General features: G+C 43.6%; 18 protein-coding genes. 17 read left to right on the top strand and 1 reads right to left on the bottom strand.

Annotated features, from left to right (window positions below):
• Positions 1-9 precede the first annotated feature (9 nt).
• From queC to MHI25_RS16865, 14 genes are all read left to right on the top strand, one after another.
• Positions 10-672, top strand: coding sequence for a 7-cyano-7-deazaguanine synthase QueC (gene queC / locus MHI25_RS16930; protein ID WP_340393735.1), 663 nt, complete (start codon positions 10-12; stop codon positions 670-672).
• A complete protein-coding gene (locus MHI25_RS16925) occupies positions 672-1,154 on the top strand; it encodes a 6-carboxytetrahydropterin synthase (RefSeq protein WP_036687544.1) in 483 nt (160 codons plus the stop codon). The genes queC and MHI25_RS16925 overlap by 1 nt, the downstream gene beginning before the upstream one ends.
• Positions 1,147-1,869 carry a 7-carboxy-7-deazaguanine synthase QueE gene (gene queE, locus MHI25_RS16920; protein ID WP_076184377.1) on the top strand — a complete coding sequence of 241 codons (723 nt, stop codon included), beginning with the start codon at positions 1,147-1,149 and terminating at the stop codon, positions 1,867-1,869. Before MHI25_RS16925 ends, queE begins: the two co-directional genes overlap by 8 nt.
• Before the next feature lie 135 nt (positions 1,870-2,004).
• Positions 2,005-2,526, top strand: a complete 522-nt coding sequence (locus MHI25_RS16915) for a cysteine hydrolase family protein (RefSeq protein WP_076184376.1) — start codon at positions 2,005-2,007, stop codon at positions 2,524-2,526.
• Complete coding sequence (locus MHI25_RS16910) at positions 2,527-3,345, top strand: VanW family protein (RefSeq protein ID WP_076126687.1); 819 nt, start codon at positions 2,527-2,529, stop codon at positions 3,343-3,345.
• Positions 3,346-3,426: 81 nt separating this feature from the next.
• A complete protein-coding gene (locus MHI25_RS16905) occupies positions 3,427-4,563 on the top strand; it encodes a zinc-dependent alcohol dehydrogenase (protein ID WP_076304133.1) in 1,137 nt (378 codons plus the stop codon).
• Positions 4,564-4,705: 142 nt separating this feature from the next.
• On the top strand, positions 4,706-5,620 hold the full coding sequence (locus tag MHI25_RS16900) for a DMT family transporter (RefSeq protein WP_340393733.1): 915 nt from the start codon (positions 4,706-4,708) through the stop codon (positions 5,618-5,620).
• Between the two features lie 32 nt (positions 5,621-5,652).
• Positions 5,653-6,498 carry a class I SAM-dependent methyltransferase gene (locus tag MHI25_RS16895; protein WP_076217755.1) on the top strand — a complete coding sequence of 282 codons (846 nt, stop codon included), beginning with the start codon at positions 5,653-5,655 and terminating at the stop codon, positions 6,496-6,498.
• A 225-nt stretch (positions 6,499-6,723) separates the two neighbouring features.
• The gene (locus tag MHI25_RS16890) at positions 6,724-8,223 is read left to right on the top strand and encodes a sugar ABC transporter ATP-binding protein (protein ID WP_340393732.1); all 1,500 of its coding nucleotides are present in this window, start codon (positions 6,724-6,726) and stop codon (positions 8,221-8,223) included.
• 71 nt (positions 8,224-8,294) lie between these two features.
• A complete protein-coding gene (locus MHI25_RS16885; RefSeq protein WP_143761952.1) occupies positions 8,295-9,248 on the top strand; it encodes an ABC transporter permease in 954 nt (317 codons plus the stop codon).
• 60 nt (positions 9,249-9,308) lie between these two features.
• The gene (locus tag MHI25_RS16880; RefSeq protein WP_076184371.1) at positions 9,309-10,289 is read left to right on the top strand and encodes an ABC transporter substrate-binding protein; all 981 of its coding nucleotides are present in this window, start codon (positions 9,309-9,311) and stop codon (positions 10,287-10,289) included.
• Positions 10,290-10,369: 80 nt separating this feature from the next.
• The gene (locus tag MHI25_RS16875) at positions 10,370-11,980 is read left to right on the top strand and encodes a response regulator (protein ID WP_340393731.1); all 1,611 of its coding nucleotides are present in this window, start codon (positions 10,370-10,372) and stop codon (positions 11,978-11,980) included.
• Positions 11,977-13,761, top strand: a complete 1,785-nt coding sequence (locus tag MHI25_RS16870; protein ID WP_340393730.1) for a sensor histidine kinase — start codon at positions 11,977-11,979, stop codon at positions 13,759-13,761. The genes MHI25_RS16875 and MHI25_RS16870 overlap by 4 nt, the downstream gene beginning before the upstream one ends.
• The gene (locus MHI25_RS16865) at positions 13,758-14,747 is read left to right on the top strand and encodes a substrate-binding domain-containing protein (protein ID WP_076184368.1); all 990 of its coding nucleotides are present in this window, start codon (positions 13,758-13,760) and stop codon (positions 14,745-14,747) included. Before MHI25_RS16870 ends, MHI25_RS16865 begins: the two co-directional genes overlap by 4 nt.
• A 54-nt stretch (positions 14,748-14,801) precedes the next feature.
• Here MHI25_RS16865 and MHI25_RS16860 read toward each other — a convergent pair whose 3' ends face one another.
• Positions 14,802-15,692: a LysR family transcriptional regulator gene (locus MHI25_RS16860; protein WP_076306014.1), complete on the bottom strand. Its 891-nt coding sequence runs from the start codon at positions 15,690-15,692 to the stop codon at positions 14,802-14,804.
• Between the two features lie 328 nt (positions 15,693-16,020).
• Between MHI25_RS16860 and MHI25_RS16855 the strand changes: the two genes are divergently transcribed.
• From MHI25_RS16855 to pstA, 3 genes are all read left to right on the top strand, one after another.
• Positions 16,021-16,956: a phosphate ABC transporter substrate-binding protein PstS family protein gene (locus tag MHI25_RS16855; protein WP_076126671.1), complete on the top strand. Its 936-nt coding sequence runs from the start codon at positions 16,021-16,023 to the stop codon at positions 16,954-16,956.
• Between the two features lie 90 nt (positions 16,957-17,046).
• On the top strand, positions 17,047-17,949 hold the full coding sequence (gene pstC / locus MHI25_RS16850) for a phosphate ABC transporter permease subunit PstC (protein ID WP_036687519.1): 903 nt from the start codon (positions 17,047-17,049) through the stop codon (positions 17,947-17,949).
• Complete coding sequence (gene pstA / locus MHI25_RS16845; RefSeq protein ID WP_076184366.1) at positions 17,946-18,842, top strand: phosphate ABC transporter permease PstA; 897 nt, start codon at positions 17,946-17,948, stop codon at positions 18,840-18,842. The genes pstC and pstA overlap by 4 nt, the downstream gene beginning before the upstream one ends.
• Positions 18,843-18,868: the final 26 nt, after the last annotated feature.

Below are 18,868 nucleotides of genomic sequence, written 5' to 3'. Positions count from 1 at the left end.
GAGATTCATATGAACAAAAAAGCACTCGTCGTATTCAGCGGCGGACAAGATAGCACCACTTGCCTGATTTGGGCATTGCAGCAGTATGAGGAAGTGCAGGTAGTTACCTTCAACTATAATCAACGTCATGCGGCTGAAATCGAAGTTGCAACAGAGATAGCAGCTAAGTTTAATGTAAAACAGCATATTCTTGATCTGGGGCTGCTCAATCAGCTGGCACCCAATGCACTTACCCGTCAGGATATAGATATCGTGGCTGGTGAAGGAGATGAGCTTCCAAGTACTTTCGTCGATGGACGGAATTTGTTGTTTTTATCTTTTGCCGCAATATTAGCTAAACAACTGGGGTACTCCCATATCGTCACTGGGGTTTGCCAAACGGACTTTAGCGGTTATCCGGACTGCCGTGATGTTTTTGTGAAATCATTGAATGTTACGCTGAACTTATCTATGGACTATGAGTTTGCGATCCACACTCCCCTAATGTGGCTGGATAAAAAAGAAACGTGGAAAATGGCCGATGCACTGGGGTATTTTGATTATGTTCGCGAACACACACTGACCTGTTACAACGGTATTATTGGCAGTGGCTGCGGTACTTGTCCAGCCTGTCTATTGCGTCAGCGTGGTCTTGAGCAATATGAGGCGGAGAGAATGGAGGCCGGTTCTTAATGCTTAACGAGGTTTCAGTCTGCAAAATATTTACGTTCGATGCGGCACACCAGTTAGTGGGACACAAAGGGAAATGCAGCAATCTGCACGGACATACTTATAAGCTCGAAGTAGTGCTTAAGGGCAAACCTATGGCCGCGGAAGGCCACTCGGATGAAGGTTTCGTCATTGATTTCAGCGATATCAAAATGACAGTACAACAAAGCCTTGTAGATCGTTTAGATCACGCTTTTCTTGCCATGGGAAATGAACCTGTGTTAGAGACGTTAACGAATACGGGCTCCAAAGTAGCCTTGTTGTCTTTCCGCACCACAGTAGAGAATATGTCTTCATATATTGCCTACAAGCTTAAGCAAGCAGGGTTGCCTTTGTACTCGGTAAAGCTATGGGAGACTCCAACCTCTTGGGCAGAGGTGCTGGCTGAAGATGTTCCGGATGAAGGGCCATCCTACCGTTTGTATGGAGGCTGTGATTGTGAGTAAGATTCCTGTAATTGAAATGTTCGGTCCAACTATTCAAGGCGAAGGTGCGGTAATTGGAGTGAAGACGATGTTTGTCCGCACCTATGGCTGCGATTATCGCTGCGGCTGGTGTGACTCCGCTTTTACTTGGGATGGTACGGCTAAGAATAAGGTTCGCATGATGGAAGCAGAGGAAATCATAAATGAATTATTGGCGTTAGCTGGAGATAATTTCGACTGTGTTACGATTTCAGGCGGTAATCCTGCCTTGATTGGTGAAGGAATGGGTACCTTCATCAATCTGCTTCATGAGCGTGGAATAATAGCAGCGATAGAAACTCAGGGGAGTAAATGGCAGGATTGGTTCAATGACGTGGATGTGCTGACAATTAGTCCTAAACCCCCAAGCTCAGGAATGACAACGAATTGGGAAATGCTAGATAACATCATGAGTAAGATGGAGAAACTGGGTCGTTCTACGCATAGCTTGAAGGTCGTAGTGTTTGATGATAAGGATTTTGATTATGCGAAAAACGTTCACCAGCGATATCCGAATGTGCAGCTCTTTCTGCAGCCTGGTAATGATGATGTCACGGAAGAGGGCAACATTTCTGCTCGGCTTCTGGGAAGGCTGGAGTGGTTGTTTAATAAAGTAATCGTGGATTCGGATATGAACAAGGTTCGTGTACTTCCACAGCTGCATGCATTGATCTGGCATAATAAGCGTGGCAAATAAATGATTGATGAAATCGTCCGGGTATCTGCTTACAGATACTCGGTTTTTAGTTTTAACATTTGTAACTTCTAGTAGGTAGATAGTCTGTCACAGTTTCTGGTATGATTTTAAAAAAAGCTCTTGGAGGTTATTCATTTGGAACAATCAACAGCATTATTAATTATCGATGTTCAAGAAGCCATGTTCTCCTATGATCTAAAGCTGTACGATGAAGAGGGTGTGATGGACAGGATTGTCTCCCTTCAGCAAAAAGCTCGATTAGCAGGTACTCCTATTGTGTATATTCAACATACCGAAGATGAGGAGTACACAAAAGGTACACCCACTTGGCAGATCAGTCACCGCATCACACCGCAGGAAGGCGAAGTTATCGTTGAGAAGCCTACTTGGGATGCTTTTCACCGAACGGAACTGCAAGATGAACTCCAAAAGCTCGGGATCACGGATCTGGTGATCTGTGGGATGCAAAGTGAATTCTGTCTGGATACGACAATAAGACGCGCATACAGCATGGGATATAAAAGTGTACTGGTCTCAGACGCTCATAGCACCTTTGATAATGGGGTTCTGAGTAGTAGGGAGATCGTTAAGCATCATAATGCGATAATTGGAGGTAGATTCGCCCAGTTACGAGCTGAAAGCGAGGTTCAGTTCTAGATGAATACACCCCAGGCTGCCATGAAGCCTATTCAGCGTTCTCGCCTTAGATTGTTTGCTGGCAAACGATATTTTATTTGGAAAAGATATTTGAAATGGTGCACTGGACGAAGCAAAATAGCGAGGCAGCGTACGGATGAAACATTATCTTATGCAGCTATGACTCATGCTACCCCGTTATTAAGAAGTCTTCGGAATGTAGATATGGTGCTTCAATACAATAAAATAACTAACTTACGGCTGGCAATTGCGAAGCTGGATGGACTTGTTGTGCACCCGGGGGAGACTTTTTCCTACTGGAGAAGTATTGGTAAGCCCACTAAGCGAAAAGGGTATCTGCAGGGTATGGTGCTGCATTATGGTGGTTTTCATTCCGGGGTTGGAGGAGGCTTATGCCAGTTGTCTAATCTGATCTATTGGATGGCACTGCATACGCCACTTACCGTTATGGAACGGCATCGTCACAGTTATGATGTATTTCCAGATGAACAACGTACGCAACCTTTTGGAAGCGGGGCGACCTGTTCTTATAACTATTTGGATCTTCAATTAAAAAATAACACCGCTCAAACGTATCAACTAAAGCTCTGGCTGGACGATAGCCATTTACACGGGGAGTGGAGATGCAATGAGCAGGCCCTTTATGATTATGAAGTATACGAAAGTGATCATAGGATTAGTCTAGAGCCTTGGGGCGGATATATACGCAGTAACAAGATCAGTCGAAAAGTATATACACGCTCTGGAGATCTAATTGGAGATGAAGCTGTAACTGATAATTACGCACTAATGATGTATTCTCCGCTTCTTCATGGATAAGGGGTTAGGGCTTAGGGATATAACATAGAAAGGCATGAAAATTATATCTCTAGACCATCTCCAAAGGAGCGGATTAACAGCATGAAAGCACTAACCTACCAAGGGAAGAAAAAAGTGAAAGTTAAAGAAGTAGCTGATCCGACACTTGAGAAAAAAGATGACATCCTTGTTCGGATTACCACTACGGCGATTTGTGGCTCGGATCTGCACATTTATAACGGGGAAATTCCAGGTATGCATGATGATTATGTTATTGGTCATGAGCCGATGGGGATTGTTGAAGAAGTGGGTCCTGACGTAACTAAAGTCAAAAAAGGTGACCGAGTCATCATCCCCTTTAATGTCGCCTGTGGGCAGTGTTTTTTCTGCCAGCATGAGATGGAGAGCCAATGCGACAATGCAAATGACGCCAAGGACACAGGCGGTTATCTTGGTTATTCCGATACTTATGGCGGTTTTGCAGGCGGACAAGCTGAATTGCTGCGGGTTCCTTATGGTAATTTCGGCCCTTTTGTCGTTCCTGAGGATGCAGAAATGGAAGATGAGCGGCTTCTTTTCTTATCGGATATCGTTCCTACTGCTTGGTGGGGAGTAGAAAGCGCGGGAGTGAAGCCGGGAGATACAGTCATTGTTCTCGGCTGCGGGCCCGTTGGACTGCTAACTCAAAAGTTTGCTTGGATCAAAGGTGCCTCTAGAGTCATTGCTGTTGACCATATCGGCTACCGATTGCAACATGCGAAGCTGACCAATAATGTTGAAGTTTATAATTTCGAAGAGATCAAGGACATTGGGGCTCATTTGAAGGAGATCACTCGTGGGGGCGCAGATGTGGTTATTGACTGTGTGGGTCTAGATGCCAAAATATCTGCCTTGGAGAAAGTGGAAACGGTTCTGAAGCTGCAAGGAGGCTCGCTCAGTGCATTCAGAATGGCCGCAGATATCGTACGTAAATTCGGAACCATCCAGCTTGTAGGAGTCTATGGACTTAATTACAATATGTTCCCGCTGGGTCAGCTATTTGAACGGAACATTTCATTAAAGATGGGACAAGCGCCGGTGATTCACTATATGCCGTTGTTGTATAAGATGATTAAAGAAAATAAATTTGATCCTACAGATATCATTACGCATCGCCTGCCAATTAGTAAAGCGGAGCATGGCTATGACGTTTTTAGTGAGAAAAAAGAGGATTGCATCAAGGTTGTTCTGAAGCCGTAGCCTTTTAAGAAGCATGAGCTTTCGTCAGAAATGACATTGCTTGTGCTTTTTTTAGTGAAATCTTATGAAAATAGATGCATTTTTTCACGGTCTGCGTTAAATTAACATAAGTGACTTAAGATATTGAAAGGACGCGTAACATGTGAAACTTAAAAAAACGCCACTTCCGATTCCACTATTAATGTTGATAGGGATTGTGGCCATCTCTTTTTCCGCCATTTTTATTAAATGGTCTGATGCACCTGCATCTATACAAGGCATGTACAGATTATTATTTACCTCACTGCTGATGCTGCCTTTTGCAAGACCCTATAGTGGAGCTGCTTTTGCTCTTCGTAAAAAAGACTGGCTAATGCTCATCCTCTCAGGCGCAATGCTTGCGCTGCACTTTTTGCTATGGATGGGATCATTAAAGTATACTTCGGTAGCTAGTTCAACAATGATCATGGCGCTGGAGCCTGTATTTATTATGCTGGGTGTTTATTTTTTGTATAAGGAAAAGACAGCTCTGTCCGCTATTCTAGGGCTTGGCATTGCGATTGGCGGTGTCGTGTTTATCGGCTGGGGTGATATCGGCATCTCTGCGGATAATCTAAAAGGTGATCTATTATCGGTCGGAGGTACTGTCGCGGTAGCTGTACATATGCTGATCGGTCAAAAGCTAGTGGTGCGCATGCCCTCTTACTTATATAGCTTGATTGTCTTCTTATCAGCCGCTGGCGTGTTTGCCGTATACAATCTGTTCATGGGGATTTCCTTTTTTAATTATCCGGCCAAGGAATGGGGAATCTTTGTATTGTTAGCAGTGGTGCCAACGGTGTTTGGCCATATTTTGTTTAATTGGTTACTACAATATGTATCCGCGACTACGGTTTCAATGAACATTTTAGGAGAACCAGTGGGTGCCAGTATCTTAGCGTATTTACTCTTGGGTGAGCAGCTAACAACCTTACAATGGGCAGGTGGGCTGCTCGTTATGATTGGCCTCGCAGTATATTTGTACGCGGGAAGAAGGAAAACTATCCGGATGGCTGATGCCATTCAGAATGCTTCATAACAGATATTTTACACATAAAGGGGTAGCAATGGATGGAAGAGCAGAATCAATATTCAAATAATCAGGCAGAAAAAAACGCTGTGCCAACAAGCGAAGAGCTTTGGAACGAAGATACTTATACCGCTTGGGTAACTCGGTTTGGTACACCGTCAGAAGCAGCTGCAAAATTAATAAAGGAACCAAGTGCAAAGCTTCACCCGCTCCTTTCTTTTTTTGGAGAGGTGAAGAGTAAGAAAATGATGAATTTAATGGGCTCAAACGGGATGAAGGCCGTGGCACTCTCATTACTAGGTGCGGAAGTAACGGTTGCTGACTTCTCGGAAGCCAATGCGCGATATGCGGCTGATCTTGCCCAAGAAGCAGGGGTACCACTAACCTATATCGTCTCAGATATTCTTAAGCTGCCAGAAGACGTCCTTGATGGTTCATATGACATCGTCTTTGCAGAGTTAGGAATTGTTCATTACTTTACCAACCTTACACTATTCATGGAAACGGCTCGCCGATTGCTATCTCCTGGAGGCGTATTTGTACTCCGCGATTTTCATCCGGTAACGACCAAGCTTATTTCCTCGAAGGGATCTACTGCGAAGGTACGCAAACACAAAGTAAACGGAGATTATTTTGACTCTTCATTGGAAGAGAAGAAGGTATCCTATTCCAAGTATTTGCCTTCCACAGGTAAACCAGCAGGTGAACAAGAGCATAGTGTTGTGTATTGGCGCCGCTGGACACTCGGAGAAATTGTAACCGCAGCAGCTAATAGCGGACTAGTGATCCGCCAATTAGTAGAAGAACCTAATCTATCTTCCGACGTGTATGATAAGGGAATTCCTAAGACCTTCACATTGGTGGCTGGAAATGGCGCAAGCCTTTAGGAGGGTTCGCTGACATGTGATTTTTAGGGTATAACATTTGTGCTGAACTGAGGTGCTCTCGGTTCAGCTTTTTTTGTATGTAAAACATAAAATTTTAAACTTTTTTACGGAGATTATTCCATTACAATGGCAACTTATAGGGAATACAATGATTTTACATTCCGGATTGAAAGCGATTACTTTAAGGGTTAAGGCATTCTCAAAGAATTTGAGGTGGATATCAAAATGAACGAAGTGTTGCTTCGTATGGAGGGAATCAACAAGTTTTTCCCAGGTGTTCATGCTTTGAATGAATGTCAATTTGAGCTGAAGCGTGGGGAAGTTCATGCGTTAGTAGGAGAAAATGGCGCTGGCAAGTCTACCCTTATGAAGATTGCGACAGGTGTCTATTCCAAGGATACTGGTCAAATGTGGTACAAGGGAAATGAAGTGGAGATTGTTAATACCCGTGAAGCACAGGAGCTTGGAATTAGTATCATCCATCAGGAATTGAATTTAATGCCTCATCTTACGGTCGCCCAGAACATTTACATTGGACGAGAGCCGCGTAAAGCTCTGAAATGGTTCGTTGATGATGTGGAGATGAACCGAAAAGTTCAGGTACTGTTTGATCAAATGAATCTGAAGCTGGATCCCAGAGTTTTGGTATCAGACCTGACCGTTGCTAATCAGCAAATGGTTGAAATCGCTAAAGCTTTGTCTTTCCAAGCCGAGGTATTGATCATGGATGAACCAACCGCCGCGTTAACAGATACAGAAATTAACGAGTTATTTCGAATGATTGAGCAGCTACGAGATAAAGGTGTGGGAATTATTTATATCTCTCACCGCATGGATGAATTGAAGCGAATTACAGACCGCATTACAGTTATGCGTGATGGTTGTTATGTAGATACCGTTCGTACCGATTCAATAACGATTGATCAGATCATCAGCATGATGGTTGGACGTGAATTATATCAAACGTCGAAACCAACGATTGCAAAACAGACTCAGCAAGTTGTCTTAGAAGTTCGGAATCTTTCTAGAGGGCATGCGTTCAAGGATATTAGCTTTCATCTGTATAAAGGTGAGATTTTGGGCTTCGCTGGTTTAATGGGAGCTGGACGTACCGAGGTTGTACGTGCCGTATTTGGTGCGGATCCCATCGATGAGGGTGAAATTATGCTCCATGGAAAATCGGTTCGGATACGTCAGCCACATCAAGCGGTACAGCATGGTATTGGGTATTTGTCCGAAGACCGCAAACGTTTCGGATTGCTTGTGGATATGGATATCAGCATGAATAATGCGATTGCCTCCTTTTATAAATTCCGTAATTCATTTGGCTGGATGAAGGAGCGGGAGATGCGAAGCTCAGCGGAGCAGCATGTTGAAGCGCTAGCCACCAAAACTCCAAGTGTAGGTCAAAAGGTTAAGTTTCTGTCCGGAGGTAATCAACAGAAAGTGGTCATCGGCAAGTGGTTGACTAGAGACTGTGATGTACTCATCTTCGATGAGCCCACACGAGGTATTGATGTAGGCGCGAAAAGTGAAATTTATAAGCTGCTGGATCAGCTTGCGAGCGAAGGGAAGGCGATCATTATCATTTCTTCAGATCTTCCTGAGATTCTAAGAATGAGCCACCGGATTATCATTATGTGTGAAGGGCGTATAACAGGAGAACTCCCCGCAGAAGAAGCATCGCAGGAGGCGATTATGAAATATGCGACGAAACGTTCATAACTGTTCAAGAGTTAACCGGAGGTGTCAGGACTATGAAGATCGCGGATAAAGAGATTAGTCAGCCAGCGGGTATGAAGCAAACGGGAGGGCAATCCGGATTCAAACAAAAATTATTGGCATTTGCCAGTCTGATCATATTGGTCATCGTATTTTCTATATCCTCTAGCAACTTTTTTCAATTCTCAAATCTTGTCGGAATTCTAGTTTCTACAGCTGTAATCGGAGTATTAGCGCTTGGAGCTACCTTTGTTATTATTACGGGCGGCATCGACCTTGCTCTGGGTACTGTAATGACATTCTCATCTGTTATGGTTGGAGTCATTATTACCTTCTGGGGTCTGCCCGTCCCGTTAGGCATTGTAGGTGGGATTCTGGCTGGAGCACTGTGCGGCTTTATCAGCGGTTTGATGGTGGCGAAGATGAACATTCCACCCTTCATCGCCACTCTGGCGATTATGATGGTCACCAAAGGCTTGTCGCTTGTCATCACCGGTGCCAAACCTATATATTTCAACGATGATCCGATCTTCGCCAAGATCGCCATGGGTAAAATGATCCCCGGTATACCCAACACCATCGTTATCTTCTTATTACTCGGTATGATCGCAAGCATAATCTTGTCTAAGACGATTATTGGGCGTTACAACTTCGCGCTTGGCAGTAATGAAGAAGCTACTCGCTTATCAGGTGTGAACACAGTCAAATGGAAGATTATTATCTATTCCATTACAGGGATTTTTAGTGGAATCGCAGGTATCCTGATGGCATCACGTCTGAATTCAGCACAGCCATCACTGGGCACCGGTTATGAACTAGAGGCTATTGCGGCAGTGGTCATTGGCGGAACTTCCTTAAGTGGAGGTGTAGGTTCTATTCTAGGCACGATTATTGGCGCACTGATTATGAGTGTGCTGACGAATGGCTTACAGATTATGTCCGTGGCTCAGGAATGGCGGACGGTCATTGTCGGTGTTGTAATCATCATTGCGGTTTACGCTGATATTCTACGCCGCCGTAAGCAATAAACTTGGTATGATCTCCATCCGGAGTGATATACAAAGCAAATGACGAGGGGGAAGATTCAAATGAAACTGCGTCGTAGAGGGTTTATTATGCTTGCCAGTCTATTGTTAGTCACTACTTTGCTGAGTGCATGTAACAACAATGATAGTAACAAGAGTGCATCCGGTTCAGACAAACCATACATTCCAGTCATATCAAAAGGGTTCCAGCATCAATTCTGGCAAGCGGTGAAGCAAGGAGCGGAGAAAGCTGCTAAGGAATTTGATGTTGAGATTACCTTCGAAGGTCCAGAAAATGAGAGTCAGGTGGATAAACAAATTGAGATGCTGCAAACCGCTCTCGACAAGAAGCCAGCTGCAATTGCGCTTGCCGCACTGGACAGCAAAGCTGCGATTCCTTATCTAGAAAAGGCAAAGGAAAATAAGATTCCGGTCATCGGCTTTGACTCTGGTGTAGACAGTGATATCCCTGTAGCAACGGCAGCGACTAACAATAAAGCAGCAGCGGCGTTGGCCGCAGATAAAATGGCTGAACTGATTGGCAAGAAAGGTAAAGTGGGTCTTGTCATACATGACCAAACAAGCAGCACGGGGCAACAGCGTCGCGATGGCTTCTTGGAACAAATGAAAGAAAAATATCCGGATATTCAAGTGTTAGAGCCGCAATATGGGGGTGGAGATCAGTTAAAGTCCACAGACCTTGCGAAAGCGATGATGCAGGCAAATCCGGATCTGAAAGGAATCTATGGCTCTAATGAAGGCTCTGCTGTAGGTGTGGCTAATGCAGTAAATGAATTGCAAATGAATGGTAAGATCGTAGTCGTCGGCTTTGACTCTGGCAAGCAGTTGATGGATGCTATCCGCAGTGGTGTTGTGGCTGGTGCTGTTACACAAGACCCCATTGGTATTGGCTATCAAGCTGTGAAGGCAGCTGTGCAAGCGATTAAAGGGGAAGCGGTTGAAAAGAACATCGACACGGGGTTCCACTGGTATGATAAAAACAATATGGATTCCGATGAGATCAAACCTCTACTATACGAATAGAGTTTAATAATAGAGGTTGCCTCACGCAGGCGGCCTCTATTATGCTTATGCTGATAAGTTCAAAGTTGTGGAGGTGTTGGATGTATAAAATAATTCTGGTTGATGATGAAGATGAGGTTCGTGAAGGGATCAAACAGAAGATTACATGGAGTAAATATGGGTTTGAGCTGGTTGGTGATTTCGATAATGGCAGAGATGCACTGGAAGCAATCGAGCAGCATCGGCCTGACGTAATTATTACTGATATTTGTATGCCTTTTATGGATGGACTGGGATTGGCCAGAGCTGTGATGGATAGGTACCGGGAAATGAAGGTCATTATCGTCACTGGATATGAAGACTTCGAATATGCGAAGCAGGCCATAACACTGAAGGTGACTGAGTACTTATTAAAACCGATTAATGCACGTGAGTTTGCTGAATTTCTAAGTAAGATGAAGCAGGATTTAGATGAAGAGCATCTACAAAAAGCGAATTTAGTTAAGCTTCGTATGCAACTTAATCAGAGTCTTCCATTGCTGCGGGAACGATTCTTGGAGCAGCTGGTAACTACTCGAATGAAAAGCGAAGAAATCGAGAAAAAATTGAGTTATTTTCATATTCCGTTGCAGGGTCAAGTGTACCTTGCGCTCGTTATAGATATAGAACTGGAGAAACGAAGCCAGGACCTAGCTTTTGATGCAGAGCTACTGCGTTTCGGCGCCTTTAACATTGTTCAAGAGCAGCTGGAGAAAGAGCAAGAGGGAGTGGTATTCCAGACGAGAGATGGAAAAATCGCTGCGATAAGATCCGGCAATTCGGAGACGTTAGAAGTAGCAACGCAGCTTCTTGCAGAGCAAGTCCAGGGTAGCTTAAATAAATATTTGAAGCTGTCATCCACCATAGGCATCGGTAGAAAATATAATACTTTGCAACAAATTCCACAATCCTTCCAAGAAGCGATCTCCTCCATAGAATATCGTTACCTTTTAGGCATAGATAAAGTTATCTCCATACAGGATCTTGAGTTTGGCAAGGGATTGGATCAGGCGCATTTCACCTCATGGGAAAAGCAATTCATATCCGCTTTAAAGACAGGTAAAGCTTCTGCTGTATCGGAAATTCTGTTGAAGTGGTTTCAGGAGCTTAAAAGTAATACCTCCTCTATAGAAGGCTGCCGTAGCAGCATCTATCAGCTGCTGGTTTCTTTGATGAACTATGTGGTCGACATCGGCTTCCCAAATACAGTAGTTGTTTCGCATAATATGTTTGCAGAGGTTGCTGCGCTTAAGACTCTAGATGAAGCAAGGAATTATCTGGAGAGGACTTGCCATGCGCTGATACTTAAACTATCGGAACAGAGAACAACGGTTCGGACTTCTCAGATGCAAGCCGCAGAAGCTTATATTCGCGAGAATTATTGTAATGACAGCTTTTCACTCAATGAGCTGTGTAGCCATATTTTTATGAGCATCAGTTATTTCAGTGCAACTTTTAAACAGCATACCGGTGAAACATTTATAGAGTATCTGACTCGACTCCGTTTGGAAAAAGCAAAAGAACTCCTTACGGTCACACAGTTGAAGACATATGATATCGCTGCCAGAGTTGGTTATGCTGATCCACAGTATTTTAGTGTTATTTTTAAACGTAATGTAGGAAGCACACCGAAGGAATATCGACACCGGCAGAAGGAGAATCTCTCTCTATGAGATCACAGCGCTTTTTCCGCAGCCGAAGTATTCATACTAATATTGCTATCTCCTTTTCACTTCTTATCCTCTGCACAACTATTGTCCTGAGTTATACTTCCTATCGCCTGTCCTCAGCCGCGGTCAAGGGAAATTCTGTAGCCTATACTTCACAGTTAATAGAACAAGTAAAACTGAATATCGAGAATTACATTGGCAATATGGAGAGCATAGCTGCTCTAGTGTTAACTAGCAGTGATCTAGAGAAGTATATAAAAGGCTCGAATTTAGATAAAGAAGAGGCACTTAAGAATAAACTGCTTGCCAGTCATTATCTCCGGTCAGTCGTTCAGTCCCGCTCGGATATTTCCTCTATATTATATGCAGGCTCAGATGGCATGACCGTTTCGGATCGACAGCATGCTGTTTTGAAACCGCTTCCTGAACTAATAGCTCAAGATTGGTATCAAAAAGCTATGAATCAATTAGACGTTGCAGTTTCTTCCTCTCATGTGCAGCACATCTTTCAAGATGAATACCGGTGGGTAGTCTCGATCAGCCGAAAACTCTCGAATGCGAATGCTATGACGGAAGCGGATCAACAAGGTGTACTGCTCGTAGATCTCAATTACAGTGTAATTAATAATCTATGTAAACAAATCGAACTGGGAAAACGAGGTTATGTTTTTATCGTCGATCCCGCAGGTAGCCTTGTCTATCATCCACAACAGCAGTTGATCTACTCCCAGCTCAAGTTCGAACAATTAGAGACGGTCCTTGGGATCAAGAGTGGATCTGTTACGGTTAATACGGGGAATGATCAGAAACTGTACACTGTGGACACTACCAGCTTTGGCTGGAAAATAGTTGGAGTCACTTATCCGGATGATTTGGTCGCGAACAAGCAACGTATGCAAGGAACCGCCGCCTTATGGGGAGCAATTAGTTTGATTTTTGCTATGGCTATATCGATATTTCTCTCTTACGCACTGACCAAACCGCTGAAGAATTTGGAGCTGAATATGAAAAAAGCGGAACGTGGAGAGTTCGACATACGCGTGGAGATTGAGAGCACGAATGAAATCGGCAAGCTTGCTCGTACGTTTAATCTTATGATTATGAAGATTAAAGAGTTAATGGGACAGATCGTTCTGGAGCAAGAGATGAAACGTGTGAGTGAACTGAAGGCACTGCAAGCGCAGATTAAACCTCACTTTTTGTACAATACACTTGATTCGATTATTTGGATGGCAGAGACAGGAAAGATGGAGGAAGTGGTGGAGATGACTTCATCTCTATCCAAGCTGCTTCGTTCAACAATTGGTGAGGGTGAGGAATTGATTCCGCTGGCCAAAGAATTAGAGCATATTCGGCACTATTTAACGATTCAGAACATGCGTTATCGTAATAAATTCACTTATTCCATAGAGGTACAAGAAGATATCCTAACCTGCAGCATTTTAAAAATGGTACTTCAGCCTTTGGTTGAAAATGCGATCTATCACGGCATAAAACATAATCCTGAGCAAGGGCACATTCTGATCCGAGCAAGACAAGAACAGAACGATATTATCGTACAGGTCATTGATGACGGTATTGGGATGGATGAAGAGCAAATGGGTAAGGTACTGCTGCAAAAATCAGATTTCAAGACTGGCAGCGGTGTAGGTGTCGCGAATGTGAACCATCGTATCCAGCTGTATTTCGGTGTGAAATACGGTTTGTCTTTTGCAAGCGAGATGGAGGAAGGAACGACGGCCACTTTACGAACACCTGTGATTTATGAGGAGGAGAGTCAATGAGCGCTTTACGGTCAAAAATTGGCCTGTATACTCTGCTACTGCTCTTCATTGTTACTTTGGGTTCATTAGCCTATCGTATGTTTACAAATGAGCTTGACGCAAAGGTTAGGACCATTATTTATGTGCCCAAGACTATCGATAGCAGTATTGAATTCTGGGAAGTGATGAAACAAGGTGTGGCAACAGCGGCTAAGGAGTTCGGCGCAGAGGTTCGCACGGTTGGAACGGATACAGAGCTTGATGTAGATCAACAGATAGAACTGCTGGAGCAAGCAATTAAGGAAAAGCCTGACGCCATTATTTTATCTGCTACGGATTATTATCGCCTCATTCCAATCGCGGAAAAGATCAAATCAGCTGGCATTACACTTATTACTGTAGATTCGGGCTTAAGCGGTGGCGTATCAGAGAGCTTTATTGCTACAGACAATTATGAAGCAGGACGTAAGGCAGGGCAGGAGTTAAGAAAATATATCGATCCAGAGGATAAAGTCGCTATCGTTAACTTTGTACAAGGCTCTGCCACCGCAATTGAGAGGGAAAGAGGGGCTCGTGATGCCCTTTTAGAGAATGGAGTTCATGATGTGCAGCCTACATTATACAGTGATGGTTCCGTGCGAAAAGCGTACCAGTTAACTGTTGATTTACTAAAGGACGAGCCAAATCTAAAAGGGATAATAGGTCTTAATGAACCTTCTACACTAGGTGCTGGGCAGGCGATTATGGATATGGGATTTCAGGACAAAGTGAAATTATTTGGGTTCGACAATTCTAGCAATGAGGTGAAGCTCCTCGAAAAAGGGATCTTGCTTGGCACGGTTATGCAGAAGCCTTTTAATATGGGGTACTTAGCTGTGAAGACAGCGATTGAAGCTGTTGAGGGTGAGAAAGTGGAACGGATAATAGATACAGGCTCCGTGATCATCACGAAGGAGAATATGTATTTAAGTGAAAATGAGAAATTAATGTTTCCTTTTATAGAATAAATGAACAAGGTAGCTTCTAAAACCGTTTGCGGCTTTAGAAGCTACCTTGCTTTTTTAAAGATCAAGAGTCGTTACTATATCAACAAAGGATTGCTGCAACGGTGTTAAAATATGATCTTTACGCCAGCCGAGCACAAACCCGCCGCTTTCAGGCAGAATCCCTGGCAGGTTGGCATAGCTAAGCTTGCCTAGCTCAATCTCAGCTTTAACAGCCGCTTTAGAACATATGCCAACACAGTCACTCCCGCTAACTAGCTGCTTAATCACTTCTGGAGAATTCAACTCGGATCGGTTCCATAAACGGATTTGATTGAATTGTGCCCATTGATCGGCATACCCTCGTAAACAAGATCCTTGCTCATGCTGAATCCACGGCTCATTGGCAATTAGTTCAGGTGTTAATTTCTCTAGGCCTTCAAATGGATGACCAGTTGCAAAAATTAGGACAGGTTCATCACGGACAATAAGCTGAAAATCAAAAGATTCGTCCTGCCAATCCGCAGTATGTAAAATGGCCATCTGAATATCCCGACTACGGAGACGCTCACGTAACAAAGCATCGCTTTGAACAGTCAAAGAGTTGTTAATCCCCGGATAGAGTTTCATGAATTGGATTAACACATTAGGTAAAATATAAGTTGCAGGAATAAAACTGGCTTCCAGCTCTAATATTCCTTTTGAGGGGGAAGAAAATTGTTTAACTGTGCGCTCAGCTTCTGCTGTGAGAGAGACGATTTTGAGGGCGTATTGATAAAGGGCTCGTCCAGCATCCGTAAGCAGCACTCTTCCGCTTCGGTAAAGAAATAGAGGGGTTCCGAGCTCAGCCTCCAGATTCTTCATATGAAAAGAAACAGTTGGCTGTTTAAGGCCTAATTCTGCGGCTACATCGGTTACTTTTTTATATTTTTCAATTAGAACTACGATGTTCAATTTCATAATATTCATGACTTTCCTCCACATAATGCTAAGTTGGATTATAAATTATATCTCCATTATAGATTATATCTATATAGATATACACTTTATATTGGTATTTTTTTCGTTCGCTTTACAAAGATAAGAAGTTTCTCTAACGAACGAGCTCTAGAATAAGAAGAGTCAGAGGGGCCAAGAAGTCCCGGACAACATATAACATATGCGTTTGATGAACTTTTACAGTAACCATGCATATGGGGGCCAAGCTCCACAACACCATGTTAAAGCTTTCGAAGCCAGTTTGGTATGAACTGATCAGGGAGCCATGCTAACAAACCATTTAGGAGGAGACAAAACAATGCAATTCAAAAAATCATGGATCATGACTTTGGCTTTAACAAGCGTACTGGCACTATCGGCTTGCGGTAACGGCGGGGCAAACAACACAGGAGGAAACGCTGCAGCAACTAACGAAGGAAGCGGCGGCGCTGAAATAAGTGGTTCGATTCTGGCTTCAGGTTCAACAGCATTACAACCCTTGGTTGAGCTGGTAGCAGAGAATTTCATGGATAAAAACACTGGCGTGGACATTCAAGTTCAAGGCGGTGGCAGTGGTACTGGTCTTACTCAAGTAGCTGAGAAACAAGTAGATATCGGAAACTCTGACGTATTCGCAGAAGAAAAATTAAAAGATGCAGATGCAGAAAAAGCAGCAGCACTCGTAGATCATCAAGTAGCAGTAGTAGCGATCGCAGCAGTATCTCATCCTGATGCTGGTGTGGATAGCTTGACTAAACAACAACTGGTGGACATTTTCACTGGTAAAATCACTAACTGGTCTGAAGTAGGCGGAGCGGATCAAAAAATCCAAATCATCAACCGTCCAGGCAGCTCCGGTACTCGTGCAACCTTTGAAAGCTTTGCACTTGGAACCAAAACAGAAGATATCCCAGGTTCGATTCAAGAAGATTCCTCCGGTACGGTTAAGAAAATGATCGGTGAAACTCCAGGGGCAATCGGATACCTTGCTCTTTCTTACCTGGATGATTCCATTAAAACACTTAGTCTTGACGGTGTAGAAGCATCTGTTGACAATGTTGTTTCGGGTAAATACCCAGTATGGGCTTACGAGCATATGTACACAAATGGTGAACCTAATGCAACAGTAAAAGCATTCCTCGACTTTTTCTTAACTGACGAAGTGCAAACAGGTGAAGTTGTTGAACTTGGATACATCCCAGCTGTTAAAATGCAAGTTGTTCGCGACGTTGCAGGAACTGTTACCGCTAAGTAATTTAATTCTAGGCAATGTTATTGATTAGAATCTCAAGTGATTAGAGGCGGATACATCTGCCTCTCTTTTCACTTTAGAAAGAGGGAGCAATTGAGGGTGAAACTAAAGAACTCACGATTCGAAAAACATCATATTGAAGATTTTGTTGGACGTACTTATATGTCCTTCTGTGTATTACTGTTGATAACAATCATTGTATCGATGGTATATTTTGTAGCGTCTAAAGGAATTTCAACCTTCACAAGTGGCAATGCTACAGTTTCTGAATTTCTATTCGGTACAAAGTGGTCGCCAGAAGCGGATACGCCTTCCTTCGGAGCCTTTCCATTTATCTCGGGTTCCTTCCTGGTTACTTTGCTTGCCGCATTGATTGCTAGTCCACTTAGCTTATGCGCTGCGTTATTTATGACTGAGATTGTTCCAGGGTGGGGCAAAAAATTACTTCAACCTGTTATTGAGCTTTTGGCAGGGATTCCTTCGGTAGTATATGGTTTCATCGGATTAAGTGTAATTGTACCGTTTCTACGCAACAACCTGCCGGGCCAAGGCATCGGGGTAGCTGCAGGCGCGCTTGTGCTCTCGGTAATGATTCTTCCGACGATTACAAGCGTGGCTGCAGACGCGCTGGCTTCATTGCCGCAAAACTTAAAAGAATCTTCCTATGCGCTTGGTGCCACCCGGTGGCAGACGATTTCGCGGGTGATTATTCCAACAACCTTTCCTGCCATTATGACAGGGATTGTATTGGGAATGGCTCGTGCTTTCGGTGAAGCACTCGCTGTACAAATGGTTATCGGGAACGCGCCATTCGTACCAAAATCACTCTTTGAGTCAGCTTCTACCTTGACCAGTGTAATCACACTCGGTATGGGGAACACGACCATGGGCTCACCTCACAATAATGCACTGTGGAGTATGGCACTGGTTCTCATGCTGATGACTTTCGTATTTGTCTTCTTTGTGAGAATGCTTGAAAGGAGAAATAAAATTTGAAGCCGAGAACCGTAAATAAAATTGCCACCAGTCTTATTGTATTTTTCGCGATGCTCATCGTTGTCATTCTACTTGGACTTTTGGGATATATCCTCTTTAGAGGCTTAAGCCATATCAGTTGGGATTTTCTTTTCTCCGCACCGCAAAAGATTCGTGCAGGTGGAGGGATCGGACCGCAGCTATTTAACTCCTTATTCCTGTTGGTACTGACACTTATTATTACCGTTCCGCTTGGACTGGGTGCCGGTATTTATATGGCGGAATATGCTCGTCCCGGTAAGATTACCGGCTTTATTCGCTTGATTGTTGAAGTGTTGTCATCTTTCCCTTCCATCGTAGTCGGCTTGTTTGGTCTATTGCTGATTGTTAACTATTTCAATCTGGGCTTCTCCTTAATCTCTGGTGCGCTGGCATTAACGGTCTTTAATCTGCCGCTGATGGTGCGGATTACGGAGCAAGCTTTCCGTAGTGTTCCAAAACAACAAAAAGAGGCTGGTTTTGCATTAGGATTGTCCAAGTGGAAAATTGTTACCTCGGTGTTGTTTCCGGTAGCATTACCTACAATTATTACAGGTACTATCTTGTCCGCTGGCCGTGTCTTTGGGGAAGCAGCTGCGTTGATGTTCACAGCAGGGATGAGTAGTCCAAGATTGGATTTCACCAACTGGAATCCACTTAGTGCGAATTCACCACTGAATCCCTTCCGTCCAGCGGAAACGCTGGCTGTCCACATTTGGAAGGTCAACAGTGAAGGTCTAGCTCCAGATGCTGCACAAATTGCTGCGGGAGCTTCGGCGGTGCTTGTAATTATGGTGTTAATCTTCAATCTGGCAGCACGTTATTTCGGAAGATTTATTTATCGTAAGCTTACAGCTTCAAAAAGAATGAACTAATCATACAAATTAAAGTAGAGATGTAG

The sequence above is a fragment of the Paenibacillus sp. FSL E2-0177 genome (assembly GCF_037992975.1).
In the GTDB taxonomy this organism is placed as follows: Bacteria; Bacillota; Bacilli; order Paenibacillales; family Paenibacillaceae; genus Paenibacillus_AQ; species Paenibacillus_AQ odorifer.
This window is presented reverse-complemented; position numbering and strand designations above follow the sequence as displayed.

Bases quoted from the DNA above. Each gene is read 5' to 3' on its own strand.
- MHI25_RS16875 (WP_340393731.1), top strand. From the start codon at position 10,370: ATGTATAAAATAATTCTGGTTGATGATGAAGATGAGGTTCGTGAAGGG.
- MHI25_RS16905 (WP_076304133.1), top strand. From the start codon at position 3,427: ATGAAAGCACTAACCTACCAAGGGAAGAAAAAAGTGAAAGTTAAAGAA.
- MHI25_RS16870 (WP_340393730.1), top strand. From the start codon at position 11,977: ATGAGATCACAGCGCTTTTTCCGCAGCCGAAGTATTCATACTAATATT.
- MHI25_RS16910 (WP_076126687.1), top strand. From the start codon at position 2,527: ATGAATACACCCCAGGCTGCCATGAAGCCTATTCAGCGTTCTCGCCTT.
- MHI25_RS16865 (WP_076184368.1), top strand. From the start codon at position 13,758: ATGAGCGCTTTACGGTCAAAAATTGGCCTGTATACTCTGCTACTGCTC.
- MHI25_RS16925 (WP_036687544.1), top strand. From the start codon at position 672: ATGCTTAACGAGGTTTCAGTCTGCAAAATATTTACGTTCGATGCGGCA.
- MHI25_RS16855 (WP_076126671.1), top strand. From the start codon at position 16,021: ATGCAATTCAAAAAATCATGGATCATGACTTTGGCTTTAACAAGCGTA.
- MHI25_RS16880 (WP_076184371.1), top strand. From the start codon at position 9,309: ATGAAACTGCGTCGTAGAGGGTTTATTATGCTTGCCAGTCTATTGTTA.
- MHI25_RS16890 (WP_340393732.1), top strand. From the start codon at position 6,724: ATGAACGAAGTGTTGCTTCGTATGGAGGGAATCAACAAGTTTTTCCCA.
- MHI25_RS16885 (WP_143761952.1), top strand. From the start codon at position 8,295: ATGAAGCAAACGGGAGGGCAATCCGGATTCAAACAAAAATTATTGGCA.
- queC (WP_340393735.1), top strand. From the start codon at position 10: ATGAACAAAAAAGCACTCGTCGTATTCAGCGGCGGACAAGATAGCACC.
- MHI25_RS16895 (WP_076217755.1), top strand. From the start codon at position 5,653: ATGGAAGAGCAGAATCAATATTCAAATAATCAGGCAGAAAAAAACGCT.
- MHI25_RS16860 (WP_076306014.1), bottom strand. From the start codon at position 15,692: ATGAATATTATGAAATTGAACATCGTAGTTCTAATTGAAAAATATAAA.